Annotated in this window: 15 protein-coding genes; 2 read left to right on the top strand and 13 right to left on the bottom strand. The window is 53.5% G+C overall.

The window, feature by feature from the left end; genetic code table 11:
* Nucleotides 1–87: 87 nt before the first annotated feature.
* Entirely contained in the window at nucleotides 88–1,059 is a 972-nt protein-coding gene (locus L103DPR2_RS05860; protein ID WP_055360171.1) for a Bug family tripartite tricarboxylate transporter substrate binding protein, read from the top strand.
* A 7-nt stretch (nucleotides 1,060–1,066) separates the two neighbouring features.
* On the opposite strand, the gene L103DPR2_RS05855 is transcribed toward L103DPR2_RS05860, so the two are convergent.
* Complete coding sequence (locus L103DPR2_RS05855; protein ID WP_055360170.1) at nucleotides 1,067–2,179, bottom strand: BMP family ABC transporter substrate-binding protein; 1,113 nt, start codon at nucleotides 2,177–2,179, stop codon at nucleotides 1,067–1,069.
* Between the two features lie 156 nt (nucleotides 2,180–2,335).
* On the opposite strand from L103DPR2_RS05855, the gene L103DPR2_RS05850 reads away from it, so the two are divergent.
* Nucleotides 2,336–5,101 (top strand): M16 family metallopeptidase, encoded by a 2,766-nt coding sequence (locus tag L103DPR2_RS05850; protein ID WP_055361887.1) that lies wholly within the window; start codon nucleotides 2,336–2,338, stop codon nucleotides 5,099–5,101.
* A 60-nt stretch (nucleotides 5,102–5,161) separates the two neighbouring features.
* Here L103DPR2_RS05850 and L103DPR2_RS14520 read toward each other — a convergent pair whose 3' ends face one another.
* From L103DPR2_RS14520 to L103DPR2_RS05790, 12 genes are all read right to left on the bottom strand, one after another.
* A complete protein-coding gene (locus tag L103DPR2_RS14520) occupies nucleotides 5,162–5,989 on the bottom strand; it encodes a calcium-binding protein (RefSeq protein ID WP_055360169.1) in 828 nt (275 codons plus the stop codon).
* Nucleotides 5,990–6,061: 72 nt separating this feature from the next.
* Complete coding sequence (locus L103DPR2_RS05840; protein WP_197274911.1) at nucleotides 6,062–7,417, bottom strand: ATP-binding protein; 1,356 nt, start codon at nucleotides 7,415–7,417, stop codon at nucleotides 6,062–6,064.
* A gap of 18 nt (nucleotides 7,418–7,435) precedes the next feature.
* Complete coding sequence (locus L103DPR2_RS05835; protein ID WP_055360167.1) at nucleotides 7,436–8,092, bottom strand: response regulator; 657 nt, start codon at nucleotides 8,090–8,092, stop codon at nucleotides 7,436–7,438.
* Between the two features lie 14 nt (nucleotides 8,093–8,106).
* The gene (locus L103DPR2_RS05830; RefSeq protein ID WP_055360166.1) at nucleotides 8,107–8,784 is read right to left on the bottom strand and encodes a cytochrome b/b6 domain-containing protein; all 678 of its coding nucleotides are present in this window, start codon (nucleotides 8,782–8,784) and stop codon (nucleotides 8,107–8,109) included.
* Between the two features lie 34 nt (nucleotides 8,785–8,818).
* On the bottom strand, nucleotides 8,819–9,295 hold the full coding sequence (locus tag L103DPR2_RS05825; RefSeq protein ID WP_055360165.1) for a diheme cytochrome c: 477 nt from the start codon (nucleotides 9,293–9,295) through the stop codon (nucleotides 8,819–8,821).
* Nucleotides 9,292–9,708 (bottom strand): DUF1924 domain-containing protein, encoded by a 417-nt coding sequence (locus tag L103DPR2_RS05820; RefSeq protein WP_055360164.1) that lies wholly within the window; start codon nucleotides 9,706–9,708, stop codon nucleotides 9,292–9,294. The genes L103DPR2_RS05825 and L103DPR2_RS05820 overlap by 4 nt, the downstream gene beginning before the upstream one ends.
* Nucleotides 9,709–9,831: 123 nt before the next feature.
* Nucleotides 9,832–10,953 (bottom strand): BMP family ABC transporter substrate-binding protein, encoded by a 1,122-nt coding sequence (locus L103DPR2_RS05815; RefSeq protein WP_055360163.1) that lies wholly within the window; start codon nucleotides 10,951–10,953, stop codon nucleotides 9,832–9,834.
* A 43-nt stretch (nucleotides 10,954–10,996) separates the two neighbouring features.
* Nucleotides 10,997–11,917 (bottom strand): ABC transporter permease, encoded by a 921-nt coding sequence (locus L103DPR2_RS05810; protein ID WP_055360162.1) that lies wholly within the window; start codon nucleotides 11,915–11,917, stop codon nucleotides 10,997–10,999.
* Nucleotides 11,917–12,981 carry an ABC transporter permease gene (locus L103DPR2_RS05805; RefSeq protein WP_055360161.1) on the bottom strand — a complete coding sequence of 355 codons (1,065 nt, stop codon included), beginning with the start codon at nucleotides 12,979–12,981 and terminating at the stop codon, nucleotides 11,917–11,919. Before L103DPR2_RS05805 ends, L103DPR2_RS05810 begins: the two co-directional genes overlap by 1 nt.
* Complete coding sequence (locus L103DPR2_RS05800) at nucleotides 12,968–14,488, bottom strand: ABC transporter ATP-binding protein (RefSeq protein WP_055360160.1); 1,521 nt, start codon at nucleotides 14,486–14,488, stop codon at nucleotides 12,968–12,970. Before L103DPR2_RS05800 ends, L103DPR2_RS05805 begins: the two co-directional genes overlap by 14 nt.
* Nucleotides 14,489–14,558: 70 nt before the next feature.
* On the bottom strand, nucleotides 14,559–15,185 hold the full coding sequence (locus L103DPR2_RS05795; RefSeq protein WP_055361886.1) for a Crp/Fnr family transcriptional regulator: 627 nt from the start codon (nucleotides 15,183–15,185) through the stop codon (nucleotides 14,559–14,561).
* A gap of 55 nt (nucleotides 15,186–15,240) precedes the next feature.
* Nucleotides 15,241–16,584 (bottom strand): glycerate kinase type-2 family protein, encoded by a 1,344-nt coding sequence (locus L103DPR2_RS05790; RefSeq protein WP_055360159.1) that lies wholly within the window; start codon nucleotides 16,582–16,584, stop codon nucleotides 15,241–15,243.
* Between the last annotated feature and the right edge of the window lie 19 nt (nucleotides 16,585–16,603).

Below are 16,603 nucleotides of genomic sequence, written 5' to 3'. Positions count from 1 at the left end.
GTGTGCCCTGAAATCGAGAAGGGATACAGGGGGTGGGATAAACTTTGGAGTTCACATTGAGCAATATCTCACCACCGAGAGCACCCCATGAAAAGACGCACCCTCCTCCAAGCCAGTCCATTTTTGCTGGGCTTGCCCGCCGCAAGCGAAGCGCAAACGGCCTACCCCAACAAGCCCATTCGCTACATCGTGCCCGTGGCCGCTGGCGGTGGCTCTGACATGGTGGGACGCGCTCTTTGCGAGCGTTGGGCCAAAGTTTTGGGGCAGTCTGTGGTGGTGGACAACATCGGCGGCGGCGGCGGCGTCATTGCCTCGCAAAACACAGCTCGCTCTGCCGCCGACGGCTACACTTTGATGCAAGGCTACGTGGCAACTCATGGCACCTCCCCCGCCACCCGTAAACTGCCCTACGACGCAGAAAAAGATTTCACGCCCATTGGCATGATCGGCTCTACGCCCAATGTCCTGTGTGTCAATACCAATTTGCCACCGCAAAACATCAAGGCTTTTTTAGAATACGTCAAACAAAACCCCGGTCGCCTTTCTTATGGTTCTGCAGGCGCGGGCTCTTTGACGCACTTGACGGCTGAGTTGTTCAAACTGCAAACCAACAGCTTCATGGTGCACATTCCTTATCGCGGCATTGCACCGGCCATCACCGACCTCTTTGGTGGCCAAACACAAATGATGTTCCCAGGTTTGGCAGCAGCCTTGCCGCATATTCGCAGTGGCCGCATCCGTGCACTTGCCGTCACAGGCACCAAGCGTCACCCTCAAGTCAAAGACATTCCCACGCTGGAAGAGGCGGGTCTCAAAGGCTTTGATGCCCAGCAATGGTATGGCGTGGTAGGCCCTGCCAACATGCCAGCGCCCATAGTTAAAGTACTCAACGATGCCATGTTGAATGTGCTGTCACAACCAGACTTCAAAGAGAAATTAAGTTCAGAGGCCGTTGAATTGATGCCCATGAAGCCAGCCGAGTTTGCAGCCTACATGAAGGCCGACTTGGCCCGTTGGACGCAACTGGCCAAAGCTCGCAACATTCAATTGGACAGTTAAGTGTCCCTTACGGCGTGACCTTGCCCACCACGCCTTCAACCAAATAATTCATGTTCAGAATTTGCACTGGTGTCAAAGCTTGACCTGCGGCCACCACGGGCTTGCCTTCGTTGTCCTTGATGGGTCCTTGGAAAATCTGACGCTTCCCCATCACGATGTCTTTTTGAATTTGCTGAATTTCATTGCGCACTGAGTTGGACATCTTGGGGCCAAAATCGCCGACGCGAATCATGCCCTCCTTCAAGCCACCACTCGCATTGCCCGTGCGCCATTGCCCACTCTGGACATCTTGCACACGCTGCGTGTAGTAGTTGCCCCACTCATGCATCACAGCCATCAGTTGCGCATCGGGCGCCACTTTGCGCATGTCGGAGTGGTAGGCAATCGCCATCTTGCCGCGTTCTTGCGCGGCCACCATCACTGCGTTGGTAGCGGTGTGAAATGTGATCACGTCGACCGACTGATTGAACAAGGTCATGGCCGCATCTCGCTCTTTGGCAGGATCAAACCAGGCATTCAGCCAAACCACTTTGACTTGCGCTTGGGGGTTCACAGAGCGCATGCCCAAAGTGAAGGCATTCAAACCTTGCAGCACTTCAGGAATGGGGAAACCTGCCACATAACCCGCCACATTGGACTTGGTCAGGCGACCGGCCGCCACACCCGCTAGATAACGACCCTCGTAGTAACGAGCGTTGGCCACGGCCACATTCACGTCAGTTTTGTATCCCGTGATTGATTCAAACTTCACATTGGGAAATTCTTTCGCCACTTTCAGCGTTGGTTCCATGTAGCCAAAGCTGGTGGTGAAAATGATGTCATGGCCTTGCTGTGCCAAGTCGCGCACCACACGCTCCGAGTCCGCGCCTTCGGCGACGTTTTCGACCACGGTGGTTTTGACTGAGTTGCCCAATGACTGTTCAACCGCCTTGCGGCCTTCGTCATGTTGGTGAGTCCAACCGGCCTCAAAGACAGGTGTCACGTAAACAAAGGCTGCTTTGACAGGCTTGTTGCCAGACGAGGCTGAGGCCTGTGCAGGCTGTGCCGCAGTGGCAGTTAAAGGGAAAAAGGGGGATAAAAAGCAGGCGGCCGCGATCACGGCAGCGAGGTTTTTGTACATGGTAGTCCTCTACATGGCTTCGGTTGAACAACATCAATGGCCGCCGAAGCGCAGACATTGAAACATCAAAAACACTTGCAAACCCTTGCAAATGCAGGCTGTATTCTAATGCAGGTGTATAAAGTTCAATTTTGTTTTGCAAAGTGTGGGTTCGACATGCATGTTCGTTTGATTCCTAGCGCCTTCCTCGCCGCTTGCCTTGTTTCACCCGCTGCCACATGGGCGCAAACGCCCGCCAGCACCTCTAGCACCGCCGTCACTCCCATCAGCGCACTGAAAGCAACAGCTCAGGTTGAAGGCATTACCGAATACCGACTGCCCAACGGCTTGCGCGTGTTGTTGGCCCCCGATGCTTCCAAGCCCACCACCACCGTCAATGTCACCTACTTGGTGGGCAGCCGTCACGAAAACTATGGCGAGACGGGCATGGCCCATTTGCTTGAACACATGGTGTTCAAAGGCACGCCCAAGTTTGGCAATCTGTTGCAAGAGCTCGCCAAGCGCGGCATGGATTTCAATGGCAGCACTTATTTCGACCGCACCAATTACTACCAAACGTTTTCTGCCAACCCAGACAATTTGAAATGGGCCATCGAAATGGAAGCCGACCGCATGGTCAACTGCTTCATTGCCCGCAAAGACTTGGACTCCGAGTTTTCTGTGGTCCGCAACGAAATGGAAAGCGGCGAGAACAGCCCCTTCATGTCGCTCTGGCGAAGCATGGCGGCCACTGCCTTCGATTGGCACAACTACGGCAAAGCCACCATTGGCGCGCGCTCTGACGTTGAAAACGTCAAGATTGAAAACCTGCAAAACTTTTACCGCAAGTACTACCAGCCCGACAATGCCGTGTTGTTGGTCGCCGGCAAATTTGACCCTGACGCCACCTTGGCACTCATTCAAAAAGAATTCGGCGCCATCCCCAAACCCACGCGCATCTTAGAGCCCACCTACACCCAAGACCCCGTTCAAGATGGCGAGCGCGAAGTCACGGTTCGGCGTACGGGCGACACCCAACTTTCTGCCGTGCTTTATCACACCGCACCCGGAAGTCACATCGATTCAGCGGCGCTCGCGGCACTCTTTGAGGTGCTGGCCGACACGCCCAATGGTCGACTGCACAAATCTCTGGTTGAGAAAAAACTGGCAGTCAGCGTCAACGCCATGAACTTTGATTTGGCCGAACGTGGCTACGTGGTTTTGATGGCAGAGCTCAGCAAAACGCAAAGTTTGAACAATGCCCGAAAAGCATTGCTCAGTGAACTCGAGGGCATTGCCCAAAAGCCGATCACCGAAGCGGAATTGAAACGCGCCAAGGCCAGCCTGCTGAGTGCCATCGACAAAACCATCAATGATCCCCAAATGTTGGCTGTGCAACTCTCCGAGTCCATTGCCAATGGCGATTGGCGCTTGTTCTTTTTGCAACGAGACCGCATAGAAAACTTGACAGTGCCCCAGCTTCAAGCCGCGGCGCTCAATTATTTCAAAGCCAGCAATCGCACCTTAGGCCAATTCATTCCCACCAACGCCCCTGATCGCGTCAAAGTTCCCGAGACAGTAGACGTGGCCAAACTGGTCGCTGACTACAAAGGCAAAACAGCCGCCAGTGAAGGTGAAGTGTTTGATGTTGCCCCCGCCAACATTGAAAAACGCACACAGCGCTTGGCACTTGCCAACGGCATGAAACTCATCCTCACACCCAAGAAAACCCGAGGCGAAACAGTCAGCGGCTATTTCACTTTGCGTTTTGGTGACGAGAAGTCTTTGTTCAATCAAGCCACCACCGCCAACCTCACAGCCCACATGCTGACGCGCGGTACGGCACAACTGCAACGCGCAGAGATTGCAGCCAAATTGGATGAACTCAAAACACAATTGGAAGTGACGGGTGGCGGTCAAACAGTCAGCGTTCGGTTCGACACCCTTCGCAAGAACTTGCCGGCCGTTTTGAGTTTGGTCAAAGACATCCTTCGTGCACCCAGCTTTCCCGCCAAAGAGTTTGAATTGTTGGTGGACGAAAGCACGGCCAGCTTAGAAAGCCAACGCAGTCAACCCAATGCCAAAGGTTCACTGGCCATGGCATTGGCCTTGGAGGTCTATCCTCAAGGCGACATCCGTGCCACACGCAGTTTGGACGAATCCATTGCCGCACTCAAAGCCGCAAAGCTGGCGCAAGTGAAGCAATTTCACAGTCAGTTTTACGGCGCTAACAACAGCGAATTTGCGCTGGTAGGCGACTTTGACAGCGAAGCCGTCAAAGCCCAACTCCAGCAATACTTTGGCAATTGGAAAAGCGCCAAAAGCTACACCCGCTTAAAAGCCTTACCTAAGCCCGTCAAAGCGCAAACCATCCAACTTGAAGCACCCGATAAAGCCAATGCTTTTTTCATTGCAGGCCTGCCCTTGTTGTTGCAAGACACCGACCCCGACTTTATCCCCCTGCAATTAGCAAATCGAATTTTGGGCGGTGGCACCAAGTCTCGACTCATGGACCGTCTGCGACAAAAAGACGGCATCAGCTACGGCGCCGCCAGCCAACTCAGTGTCAGCGCGTTTGAACGCTCTGCGATGTGGGTGCTTTACGCTATCTATGCCCCCCAAAACTTGGGCAAACTCAAAAGCAGTGTTCAAGAAGAATTGACCCAATTTGCCAAAGAGGGTGTGACGGCTGAAGAGCTGGTCGATGCTAAAAAAGCTTGGCTAGAGGAACGCAAAATTGGCCGCGCACAAGACGCTTCATTGGCAGCAGGTCATGTGGCGCAAACTGCCGCTAAACGCACCATGGCCTTTGTTGAAAAGAACGATGCGCGCATCGAATCAAGCACCTTGGACGAGGTCAACTCGGCCATTCGCAAACACCTTGAGCCCAACAAGTTCTTGAATGTTTATGCGGGTGATTTTGTCAAGCAAGGCAACAAATAAAACAGTTTTTAAACAAAAAAACCGCTGCTACAGCAGCGGTTTTGGCAAAGCCAGGCTTCATTACAAAACCAAGTCCGTCATACTGAGTTGGATCAGGCCGACCAACTCAATTTGAAATTCAGCAGCTGTGTCACGATCAGTGCTACCGTACAAAATGCCATTTTCAAACCAGAGTGCGCCGTTTGCGTTGGCAGATGTCACATTGGACGCAGCGCCCACATAGGTAAATGCGTCATTGCTCCAATTGCCAGAGCGTGCATCGATGCCAGACAAATCAATTTTGTCGCCGGCCGAAAAATCATGAATACGATCTCGAGTGGTACTGGTTAAACCCGACTCAAGCACGTTGGAATACTTGAATGTATCGTTACCCAAACCACCATACAAATCGTCAGAGCCAGCACCGCCAACCAAGACATCCTCACCGTCTCCGCCATACAAAACGTCTGCACCTTGATCGCCATTCAAACGATCGTTACCCGCACCACCCCTCAAATCATCGTTGCCATTACCGCCGCTCAATTGATCATTGCCTTGCCCACCGTCGTAGTGATCGTCGTAGGAGCTGCCACGCCACAGATCATCGCTGTCGGAACCTGAAGTCGAATGAGTGGATGAGTTGACTGTTGTATTAGAAGTGACAGCAGCAGTGCCATAAGTCTTGGACATTTTGGCAAAAATACCATCACCATCGATGTCGCTGAAAATTGTAGTTTCAATACGGCCATGTTCTGTTTCAGTTTTAACGATGTTATTGCCATCGACTGACCAGCTTTCATCGTGGTCTATTTTTTCAAATTTTGCGCGGCCGTTTTTAATTTCGTATACGGCCGTAACTGCGCCGTTGACAACTGTAAATTGATAACCCTTGTTTGCGTCGTTGCTCATATTGTTCCCTTTGATTGCAATGAAATTGCGTTGCTGAGAACTGAAATTTAACGAGGCCAGATGAAGCCAAGCTTAAGAGACAACTTTGCAATCTTTGGGCCAAACCATGACCACCTGCAATCCGCCAAAATTGGGACTGGTACCCAATTGAACTTTGATTCGGTTCAATTGTGCAATTCTGCGAACAATCGACCAGCCTAGGCCACTGCCTGTGGCCTCGGTGCCAAGCACTCTGAAAAAGCGATCACCCAACCGCACGCGATCAGACGCCGACATGCCAGGGCCACTGTCTTCCACCGTCAGCATGGGTTCGGGGCCGTCCTGCCAAGTGACTTGTAATTGGGCACCCTCGGGGCTGTAACGGCTTGCATTGTCAACCAAGTTGCGAACCACAATCGACAACCATTCGGGTTTGACATTCAGTAATAACTTATCTGGCGCTTCAAAATTCAAGCTTTGGTGCTTGGCAATCCAAGCGTGTCCCGACTCGGCCAATTGCTGGCGTGTTAGTGCAATCGCATCGACGGCCTGCAGACTGAGCGAATCCTCATATCGTTCTGCAGCATCTAAACGAGAAAGCTCTAACAGTTGTGAAATGAGTCGGGTCGCACGGTCACAGCCATCCATGAGTGCTTGCAATGCTTGCTTTTGAGCGTCTGCTTCTGTAGCGCCCATGGCCACTTGCGCTTGCATGCGAATTGCAGCTACAGGCGTTCGCAATTCATGGGCTGCATCTGAAGTGAACTGACGTTCGTTGGCCATTTGAACCTCAACCCGCTTGAACAATTGGTTCAAAGCTTGCACCAAGGGTTGGACCTCTTTGACCGCCTTTTTTTCTTCAAGTGCTTGCAAGGAAGAAGCTTTGCGCAAGCTAATTTCTTGACCCAAATGCCGAAGGGGGCCTAGCGAAACGCGAATAGACCACCAGATGAACAAAGCCATTAAGGGAAAGACCAAGAGCAAGGGCACGATGGCACTTTCTAAGCCGGCATACAAAATATCTTGACGGTATTTGCCAAGCTCGGCAACATGGATCCACACGTCTTTTTCTTGCCCCTGCGTACTGAAAATTCGCCAGACTTCGCCATCGACCTTGCGATCAATGAGGCCACTCTCGCCCGCTTGTCGAAAAGGAGCTGTGGGGGCTTTTTCCGAACGCGCCACAAGCTGACCTTCATGCCAAACTTGATAGGCCACACGAGGCTGGTATTTGTGCAGGGTGGGACTGGTGGTGAAGTCCCTGTCATTTTCGTGGCCATCACCCGACTGAACAACGAGAAAAGAAGCTGTTTGAGCCAGATGGGCATCGAGCAATTCATTGAGTTCGTGATCGGTTTCATACCAAGTCAGGCCCAAGACCAATAACCATGCAGCAGCCGAGACCAACAACAAAGATGCCAGGAGACGAGATTGCAGCGAAGGACGCATGTCAGTTGAGTGCATGACCTATTTTGGCATGACGTAACCCACGCCACGAATGGTTTGAATGAGGTCATTGCCCAACTTGCGCCGCAAATGATAGATGTGCACCTCAACCGTATTGCTGCTAACTTCGGTGCCCCAACTGTAGAGGTGTTTTTCCAATTGCTCACGGGTTAAGACATGACCGGCGTGCATCATGAAGGTGAACAACAGGTCAAACTCTCGAGCGGACACATCAACTGGCTGGCCCTTTAGACTGACGACCCGCGCTGTCGAATTGAGTTGGACATCCTTGACACTGATGGTGCTTTGAATTTCACCATGGGAACGTCTGACCAATGCACGCAATCTTGCAGCCAACTCTAACAAGTCGACAGGCTTGATCAAATAATCGTCAGCGCCAGCGTCCAGCGCTTCAATGCGATAAGACACCGCATCTTGCGCCGTCAAGATCAGGACGGGTGTTTTGATTTTCTTTTGACGAACTTTTTGGAGGCACATCAAGCCATCTTGGCGCGGCATACCCATGTCCAAAATAACCGCCTCGTGCACCTGTGTCATCATTTCTCGCTCGGCAGCCACACCATCACGCACCCAGTCCACCTGAAAGCCGTGCTGCCCCAGGCCCGTTTTGAGGCCTGAACCCAGTGTTTCATCGTCTTCTGCCAACAATACACGCATGGTGTGGATTTGCCTCAGGTCAATTGAAAAAACAAGAACGACACGACTGCCATGCCAAGCAAGACGGCCACCCACACATGATTGCCTTGGGCCACATCGGGACCCGCGCCTTCGCGGCGGCCCGACCACATGGGGCGCAATCCTTGTGATTTTTTGCAAAGCACCAAGAGCATGACCAAAGCGATGTGCAAGAGTACAGCCATTAGTAAAAAATTGCCAAAAAACTCGTGGATTTCAGACATCCAATCGCCAGTGATTTCATTGTAGATCGCATAACCCGAAAGCGTGATGAAAATAGAAATCAGGAATGTACTGAAAGCGGCAAGCGTTAACACAAGGGAAGACCACTTGCGAAAAGTTTGGGCGTTCCACTTCAACACGGCCTCTGGCAAATTCTGAAAGTCATTTTTGAGTTCCTTCAGTGCTTCCAGCTTTCGCCAAGCAACGCTGAGCCTAGATTGACGGGGACCGAACATTCCCCACAGCAAACGAAACACAACCAAGCCAAACAAGGTGTAGCCCAAGCTCACGTGGAGTAATCGGAAACGCTCGCTTTCAGCCGTGAGGTAAGCCCCCAAAAAAGAGAGTGCCATCAAGGTATGAAACAAACGCATGGGCATTTCAACAATGCGCCTACTGGGTGTGCAGGTCTTGGCAGATGGCGCCAACGAATTCAAGGCGTGATGAGTCATGGTGATTACTTGTTCTGAGAAATTGGGAGGTCATTCAAAGCGGAATGCGGACACGGTCGTCTTCAAAGTCGCCCATGTCTGCGCCTTGGTGGCATGCTTGACATTGCGCTTTGCCATTGATTGACTTGCGCGTCCAAACGGCTTTGTCGATCTTGCGGTGCTTCTTTTCAAACCATGTGGTGGTGGTCAACCTGTCGCCGGGTGATGAAGCCTCAACTCGCTTGTAGGTACCGCCTTGCGCTTGCAGCCAAGCGCCAATTTGACGTTCTGTTGCTTTGTCTAAGGATGCATCGGTGCCGTAATGCTTGTCTAAACCGCCCATGATGCGTTGCCATGACGGTTTAGACAGCATTGCTGGGGGATAAGCCATGTGACAAGATGCGCATTCAGTTTTGTAGGCTGGCAACACGTAGGCGGGCATGAGGGGTTTGTCAGCCATGGCCAAAGGCAACCCGCCAAACACCAAGGCGGCACAAAGGCAGACTCGCTGGGTCCAATTGTGAAAAGTCATTTCAAGTCCTTCAGGTAAGCCACAACATCTGCCTTTTCCAACGGCGTGCATTCTCGGCTCAGCACGTCCTTGCAGTTTCTGCGGAACCACTTTTCAACTTTGGCCGAATCAGATAATCGCTCAGCGTTGACCATGGGCGCCAACGGCAAAATGGGTTTGCCTGTGCTGGCATGTCGACCAGGCAACAAGGGCGACGCGCCGTGGCAAGAAGCACAGCTCAATTCATTGACCGACTTGGCATTGAAAAAATGTTGCCCACGCAGGCGGTCAGCCTTTTGTCCAGCCGCTTGCTGATACTGCGTTAAGAGCGCATCAGGATTGGTATCGCCTGCAATTGCTGAACTGATCCAGAACACAGCAACGACAACAGCCCATAAGCTGCGACGTAGATACAAGGTAGGTGATGAAGTCATGACGTGATGTTGACCACGTCATCTGAAGCCATTCTTAAGAGCTCATCAGAATTGAAGGCTGCAGACCATGAAAAAAGCCGCGCTTCTTGCGAAACGCGGCTTTTTTGTTGAGGACTGATTGGATCAGTTTGGCACTTTGCCTTCCACGCCTTTGACGTAGAACTTGATACCGCCCAAGAACTTGTCGTCAGCCACAGCGTCTTTGGCCAACACTTCTTTGCCGTCCTGGCCCACGATAGGACCCTTCCAGATGGCGAAGCTGCCGTCTTTCAGACCGGCTTTGATTTCTTCCACTTTCTTCTTGGCATCTTCAGGCACGTCGGCTGCCACAGACACCATGTCGATGGCGCCTTCTTTCACGCCCCACCAGCTTTGGCCAGTAGCCCATTTGCCTTCAAGGGCTTCACCCACGGCCTTGATGTAGTAAGGTGCCCAGTTGATGACCGCAGAACCCAAGTGAGCCTTGGGGCCGTAGGCTGTCATGTCGGAATCCCAACCAAAAGCACGCTTGCCCATTTTTTCGGCAGTTTGCAACACAGCAGGTGAATCGGTGTTTTGCATCAACACGTCAGCGCCGCCGTTGATCAAAGCGGTTGCGGCTTCTGTTTCTTTTGGTGGATTGAACCAGTCGTTCACCCACACCACTTTGGTCTTCACTTTGGGATTGACTGACTGTGCACCCATTGTGAAGGAGTTGATGTTGCGAATCACTTCAGGAATTGGGATAGAGGCCACAACGCCCAAGGTGTTGGTCTTGGTCATCTTGCCTGCAATCACGCCAGCCATGTAAGCACCTTCGTAGGTGCGGCTGTCGTAGGTGCGCATGTTGTCGGCAGTTTTGTAGCCGGTGGCATGTTCAAACTTGATTTCTTTGTTGTCTGCGGCGACTTTCAACATGGGTTCCATGTAACCGAAAGTGGTACCGAAAATGAGTTTGTTGCCTTGACCGGCCAAGTCGCGGAAGACGCGCTCTGCGTCAGCGCTTTCTGGCACTTTCTCAACAAAGCTGGTGACGATTTTGTCGCCGAATTGTTTTTCAACGGCCTTGCGCGCGTTGTCGTGTGCAAATGTCCAACCACCGTCGCCCACAGGGCCAACGTAGGCAAACGCCACTTTCAGGGGTTCAGCCTTGGCTGCAGCGGCAGGCTTGGCCTCTTCTTTTTTGCCGCAAGCTACCAAAGCAGCTGCTGCAACGAGGGAGATCGCGGCGATTTTAAGAACCGATCGCTTGTTCAGTACTGTCATGAAATTTCCTTTATGGATGAACAGGGTTGCACGAGAAAAAACATTATGAACCGGGATGGAAGGGTTTGCCTAGTGAAGCTGGCATGTTGATGCGAATCCAAGCCGGATTTCGTGAGATCAGCGCCAGCACCACAATGGTGGCAATGTACGGCAAAGCCGTCAGCCACTGGCTGGGCACTTGCACGCCCAAACCTTGCAAGTGGAACTGAAGCATGGTGACCCCACCAAACAAATAAGCACCAAGCAAAATCCGAGCCGGTCGCCAGGTTGCAAAGGTGGTCAAGGCCAAAGCAATCCAGCCCTTGCCGGCCACCATGCCCTCAACCCAAAGAGGCGTATAGGCAATCGAGATGTAGGCACCTGACAAACCGCACAAAGCGCCACCAGCCACCACCGCATAAAAACGAATGCGACGCACCGAATAGCCCAGTGCATGCGCCGATTCGGGGGATTCGCCCACCGATCTGAGCACCAAACCTGTGCGGGTTTTGTAGAAGAACCACATCAACCCAAAGACGAAAGCAATCACGCCATAGACCAGGGGGTGCTGCTTGAAGAAGGCAGAACCCATGAGGGGAATGTCCGCCAAAAATGGGATTTCAAAGCTGGGGCGCTGAGGTAACTTTTCTTGGACATAGCCAATGCCCACAAACGCAGAAAAGCCCACACCAAACAAACTTAGCGCCAAGCCTGTGGCGTATTGGTTGGTGCTAAGGTAAATCACCAAGACACCAAAGACAGCGGCCAACACAGCCCCCGCACCCATGCCCGCCAAAAAACCTAGCCAATCACTTCCGGTGTGCACCACGGTTGCAAAGCCTGCAATGGCCGCACACAACATCATGCCCTCGGCACCCAGGTTGACCACCCCCGCTCTTTCGTTGATCAGCAAACCCAGGGCAGCAATGGCCAAGACCGTGCCTGCATTCAATGTGGCCGCCACCAACAATGCGTACGATTCCATCACACCCTCCTGCTCTGCCAACGCAGGCGATAGGCCACCAGCGTGTCACACGCCAACAGACTGAACAACAACAAGCCTTGGAACACGCCTGTGATGGACTTGGGCAATCCCATGCGCGACTGCGCCAGTTCACCGCCAATGTAGAACATGCTCATGAGCACTGCCGAAAACACCATGCCCACAGGATGCAAGCGCCCCACATAGGCCACGATGATGGCGGCAAAGCCATAGCCTGCTGGCACATAAGGCGTTAATTGGCCTAAAGGGCCCGCTACTTCAAGGGCACCGGCCAAACCGGCGGCACCGCCCGATACCAACAAGGCGGTCCACAACGCCCTGCGAGAAGAAAAGCCAGCATAGCGTGCAGCGGCTGGCGCCAACCCGCCCACTTGCTGCGCAAAACCTGCACGCGTTCTGAACAAAAAGATCCAGACGGCTGCCACACCGATCAGCGCCAAAATGAGGCCCACACTGACGCGAGAGCCCGACATCAGGCGAGGAATTTGGGTGACCGCTTCAAAGGTTTTGGTTTGCGGAAAGTTGTAACCCGCGGGGTCTTTCCAAGGACCATAGACCAAGTAACCCAACACCATGTCGGCCACATACACCAGCATCAAGCTGACCAAAATTTCGTTGGCGTGAAACTTGTCCTTGAGCCAAGCGGTGATCGAGGCCCAAAACATGCCGCCCGCAACACCTGCCAGAACAACGGCCACCACAATCCAACGGCCTGTTTCTTTGTCGGCCAGCATGGCCACACCACCAGCGGCCACAGCGCCCATGACAAACTGGCCTTCAGCGCCAATGTTCCAAACATTGGAGCGATAACAAACTGCCAAGCCCAAAGCAATGACCAACAAGGGCGTGGCTTTGACCATCAATTCGCCCAAGGCATAGGCCGACTTGAGGGGCTCCCAAAAAAACATTTGCAGGCCACGCACGGGATCTTTGCCCAGCAGCACGAACAAACCAATGCCCAAGGCCACTGTGATGGCCAAGGCCAACAAAGGGGAGGCATAACGCCACACCTTGGAGTCCTGAGGACGCAACTCAAGCTTGAGCATGGGCCTCCCACAAACCACTCATCCACTCACCAATTTGCGCAACGGTGGCATCTTTTCGGTCAATCGAGGGAGACAACTTGCCATTGGCCATGACATACAAGCGGTCAGAAATCTCAAACAGCTCATCCAACTCTTCACTGACCACCAACACCGCACAACCGGCATCGCGAAGCGCCAGCAACTCACCGCGAATTTGCGCAGCTGCGCCAACGTCCACACCCCAAGTGGGTTGCGACACCAACAGCACTTTGGGGTTGGCGTCGATCTCTCGGCCCACTATGAATTTTTGCAAATTACCGCCCGACAAAGACTGCGCGGCAGCTTGTGTGCCATTGGCTTTGACGTTGAACCGGTCGATGATATTTTGGGCTTGTGTTTGCAGCACTTGCGTGTGAATCCAGCCACTCTGGGCAATGGCCTCACCGCGTGTGAGCAGCATGTTTTGCGACAAACTCAGCGAAGGCACAGCACCGCGGCCGAGGCGCTCTTCTGGCACAAAATGCAAACCCGCTTGGCGGCGCTCGTCGGGTCCTGAATGGCCAACTGCTTGCCCTTGCAATTGAATCTCTTGGGCTTGTGCACGCGTATCCTCACCCGACAAGGCATACAACAATTCACGTTGACCATTGCCAGAGACGCCGGCAATGCCCACCACCTCACCGGCACGAACCTGCAAACTGACTTGCGACAAATCGACGCCGAATTGGTCCTCCTTGGGCAAAGACAAATTCTTCACTTCAAACAACACAGCGCCAGGCTGTCGGTCTTGGTAAGTAAGGGCTGGTGGTTCTGCGCCAATCATCAAGCGACTGAGCGACGCATTGGATTCTTCACGAGGATCGCAGACACCCGTCACTTGGCCGGCTCGAAGCACCGTACAGGCGGTGCACAGTTCTCGGATTTCATGCAATTTGTGGCTGATGTAGAGCAAGCTGCAGCCTTGGCTGACCAATTTTTTAAGCACCACAAACAGCTTGTCCACCGCTTGGGGCGTGAGTACCGAGGTGGGCTCATCCAAGATCAGCAACAGCGGCTCGGTGAGCAAGGCCCGAATGATTTCAACCCGCTGCATTTCGCCAACGCTTAAGGTGTGGACTGGACGGGAAGGGTCAATGTCCAATCCGTATTCGGCCGCTTTCAAACTGATGCGGGCCGTAACTTCTGAGAGCTTGAGCGACTTGTCCAAACCCAGCCAGACATTTTCAGCCACGCTGAGGGTGTCAAACAAACTGAAATGTTGAAACACCATGCTGATGCCCAAAGCACGGGCTTGCTGGGGATTGCGAATGTGAACGGACTGGCCGTTGTATTGAATTTCACCTTCATCCGGCTTGACAGAGCCGTAGATGATCTTCATGAGGGTCGATTTGCCAGCGCCGTTCTCGCCTAAAACGGCATGCGCTTCACCCGGTCTAACCGACAAGGACACCGAGCGATTGGCGACCACGCCGGGGTACCGCTTGGTGATGTTGGACAGTGACAGTCGCGCTGGCTCAGGGGAATGCATGGAATTCTCAAAGTTCGATAAATTCTATCGATCTTTGAGACCCCAACCCTAGCAACTGGGGTGAATCTTTTTAAATACCTGCCAAGGACTGCAAACCTGTGGGATCGAGCAAGTTCAGCACCCTGCCGCCGCCACTGATGAGCTTGCGCTCCCTCAAATGCTTGAGCAGCCGTGAGAAAGTTTCAGGGGCAATGCCCAGTTGTGCGGCAATGAGTCGTTTGCGATCTCGCAAGATGACCGCCATGCTGCCCTGTGCATCGGTAGGTTCGGCGTGCCGCAGCAGCCATTCGGCAAAACGGGCATCGGCATCCTTGGCCAAACGGCTCACAGCCACCTCGATCTGCTGCCTTTGGGCTTTGGCCAAATCCAGCATGAGGGTGTGCACCGGTTCGGGCAAGTTCTTCAAATAACTTTTGAATTGCCCCAAAGGCATGGCCTGGAGGGTCACAGGACTTTCGGCCAGCGCATCGACAGCGTGCGGCAGTCCCAACATAGTAGCCGCAGCCTCCAGCCAAAAGGGACCTTCCACCACGCCCAGTTGATGCACCATTTCACCGTTCTCAATCACCCCGAAGGCAACACGGCCACTGAGCAAATGCAAAGCCTTGCTGGCCGCTTGACCCCGTCGCAACAAGACCGTGCCAACTGGCAGGTCTTCAGCCGGAGTGGGGATGATGGTGAGAACGCGATTCAACATGCGCCGAATTTGCCAGAGCCTTGGCTCGGGCGTGTTGACGCACATCAATCATTTGTCACAACACCAAAATGGCGCGGAAGTCGTTCACATTGGTGTGCGTGGGCCCCGAAAACACCAAATCGTTTAGTGCCTGGAAATAACCGTAGGCGTCGTTGCAGCCCAAATGCTCGTCCAAATTGACGCCCGCCTGCTGCGCCCTAAGCAAGGTGTCTGGGGTCACCATGGCGCCAGCGTTGTCTTCAACCCCGTCAATGCCGTCGGTGTCTGCAGCCAAAGCCCACACACCAGCTTGCGCTTGCAGTCCCTGTGCCAAACCCATGCAAAACTCGCCAGCGCGTCCGCCGCGCCCTTCTCGTGGCTTGGCCCCGCCTTTGCTGGCGTTGTTGCGAACTGTGACAGTGGTTTCGCCACCGCTCAAAATGACACAGGGCTTGACGAAGGGACTTTTGCCATGTGCACTGGCGCGCGCCAAGGCTGCATGAACTTTGCCCACTTCACGCGATTCACCTTCAATTTCGTCGCTCAACACATAGGCCCGCAAACCTTTGGACTCTGCCAAGGCAGCGGCGGCCATCAAAGATTGTTGAGGCGTTGCAATGAGGTGAACCGAGGTGTTGGCAAACATGGCATCACCTGGCTTGGGAGATTCCCAGGCACCACTTTCCAAAGCCTGTTTCACCGCAACTGAAATCTCGATGTTGTAGCGCTGCAAAATGTCGAGGGCATCTTGACACGTGGTGACATCGGGCACCGTGGGGCCACTGGCAATCACGGAAGGATCGTCGCCTGGCACATCGCTGATGGCCAAGGTGACTACCTTGGCAGGTGCGCAGGCTGCAGCCAAACGCCCCCCTTTGATGCGGGACAAGTGTTTGCGGACACAGTTCATTTCGCCAATGTTGGCACCGCTTTTCAACAGCCCCTGATTGATGCTTTGTTTTTCAGCCAGGCTTAAGCCTTCGGCCGGCAAAGTGAGCAAAGCAGAGCCCCCGCCAGAGATCAAAAACAAGACCAAGTCATCCTTCGTCAAACCTTTTGTCAGCGCCAAAATTTCTTCGGCTGCAGCCAGTCCTGCGGCATCGGGCACGGGGTGTGAGGCTTCGACCACTTTCAAGCGGGGCGCCACGCCTTCAGGGCGTTGGGGGGAATGACCGTAACGGGTGACCACCATGCCCGACAAAGGCGCATCTTGGGGCCACAAGGCTTCGACGGCATGGGCCATGGCACCGGCCGCTTTGCCTGCGCCCAAAACCAGGGTACGACCTTTGGGTGCAGCAGGCAAGAACGCAGGCGTGTTTTCCAAAGGCAGCGCCCTGGTCACGGCGGCATCAAACAATTGGCGCAAAAAAGTGCGGGGACTTGACGCAATGTCGGGGTGAATTGAAATGGGATCACTCATGCAGCAGAGTGTAGTGTCT

Source organism: Limnohabitans sp. 103DPR2 (assembly GCF_001412575.1).
In the GTDB taxonomy this organism is placed as follows: Bacteria; Pseudomonadota; Gammaproteobacteria; order Burkholderiales; family Burkholderiaceae_C; genus Limnohabitans_A.
This window is presented reverse-complemented; position numbering and strand designations above follow the sequence as displayed.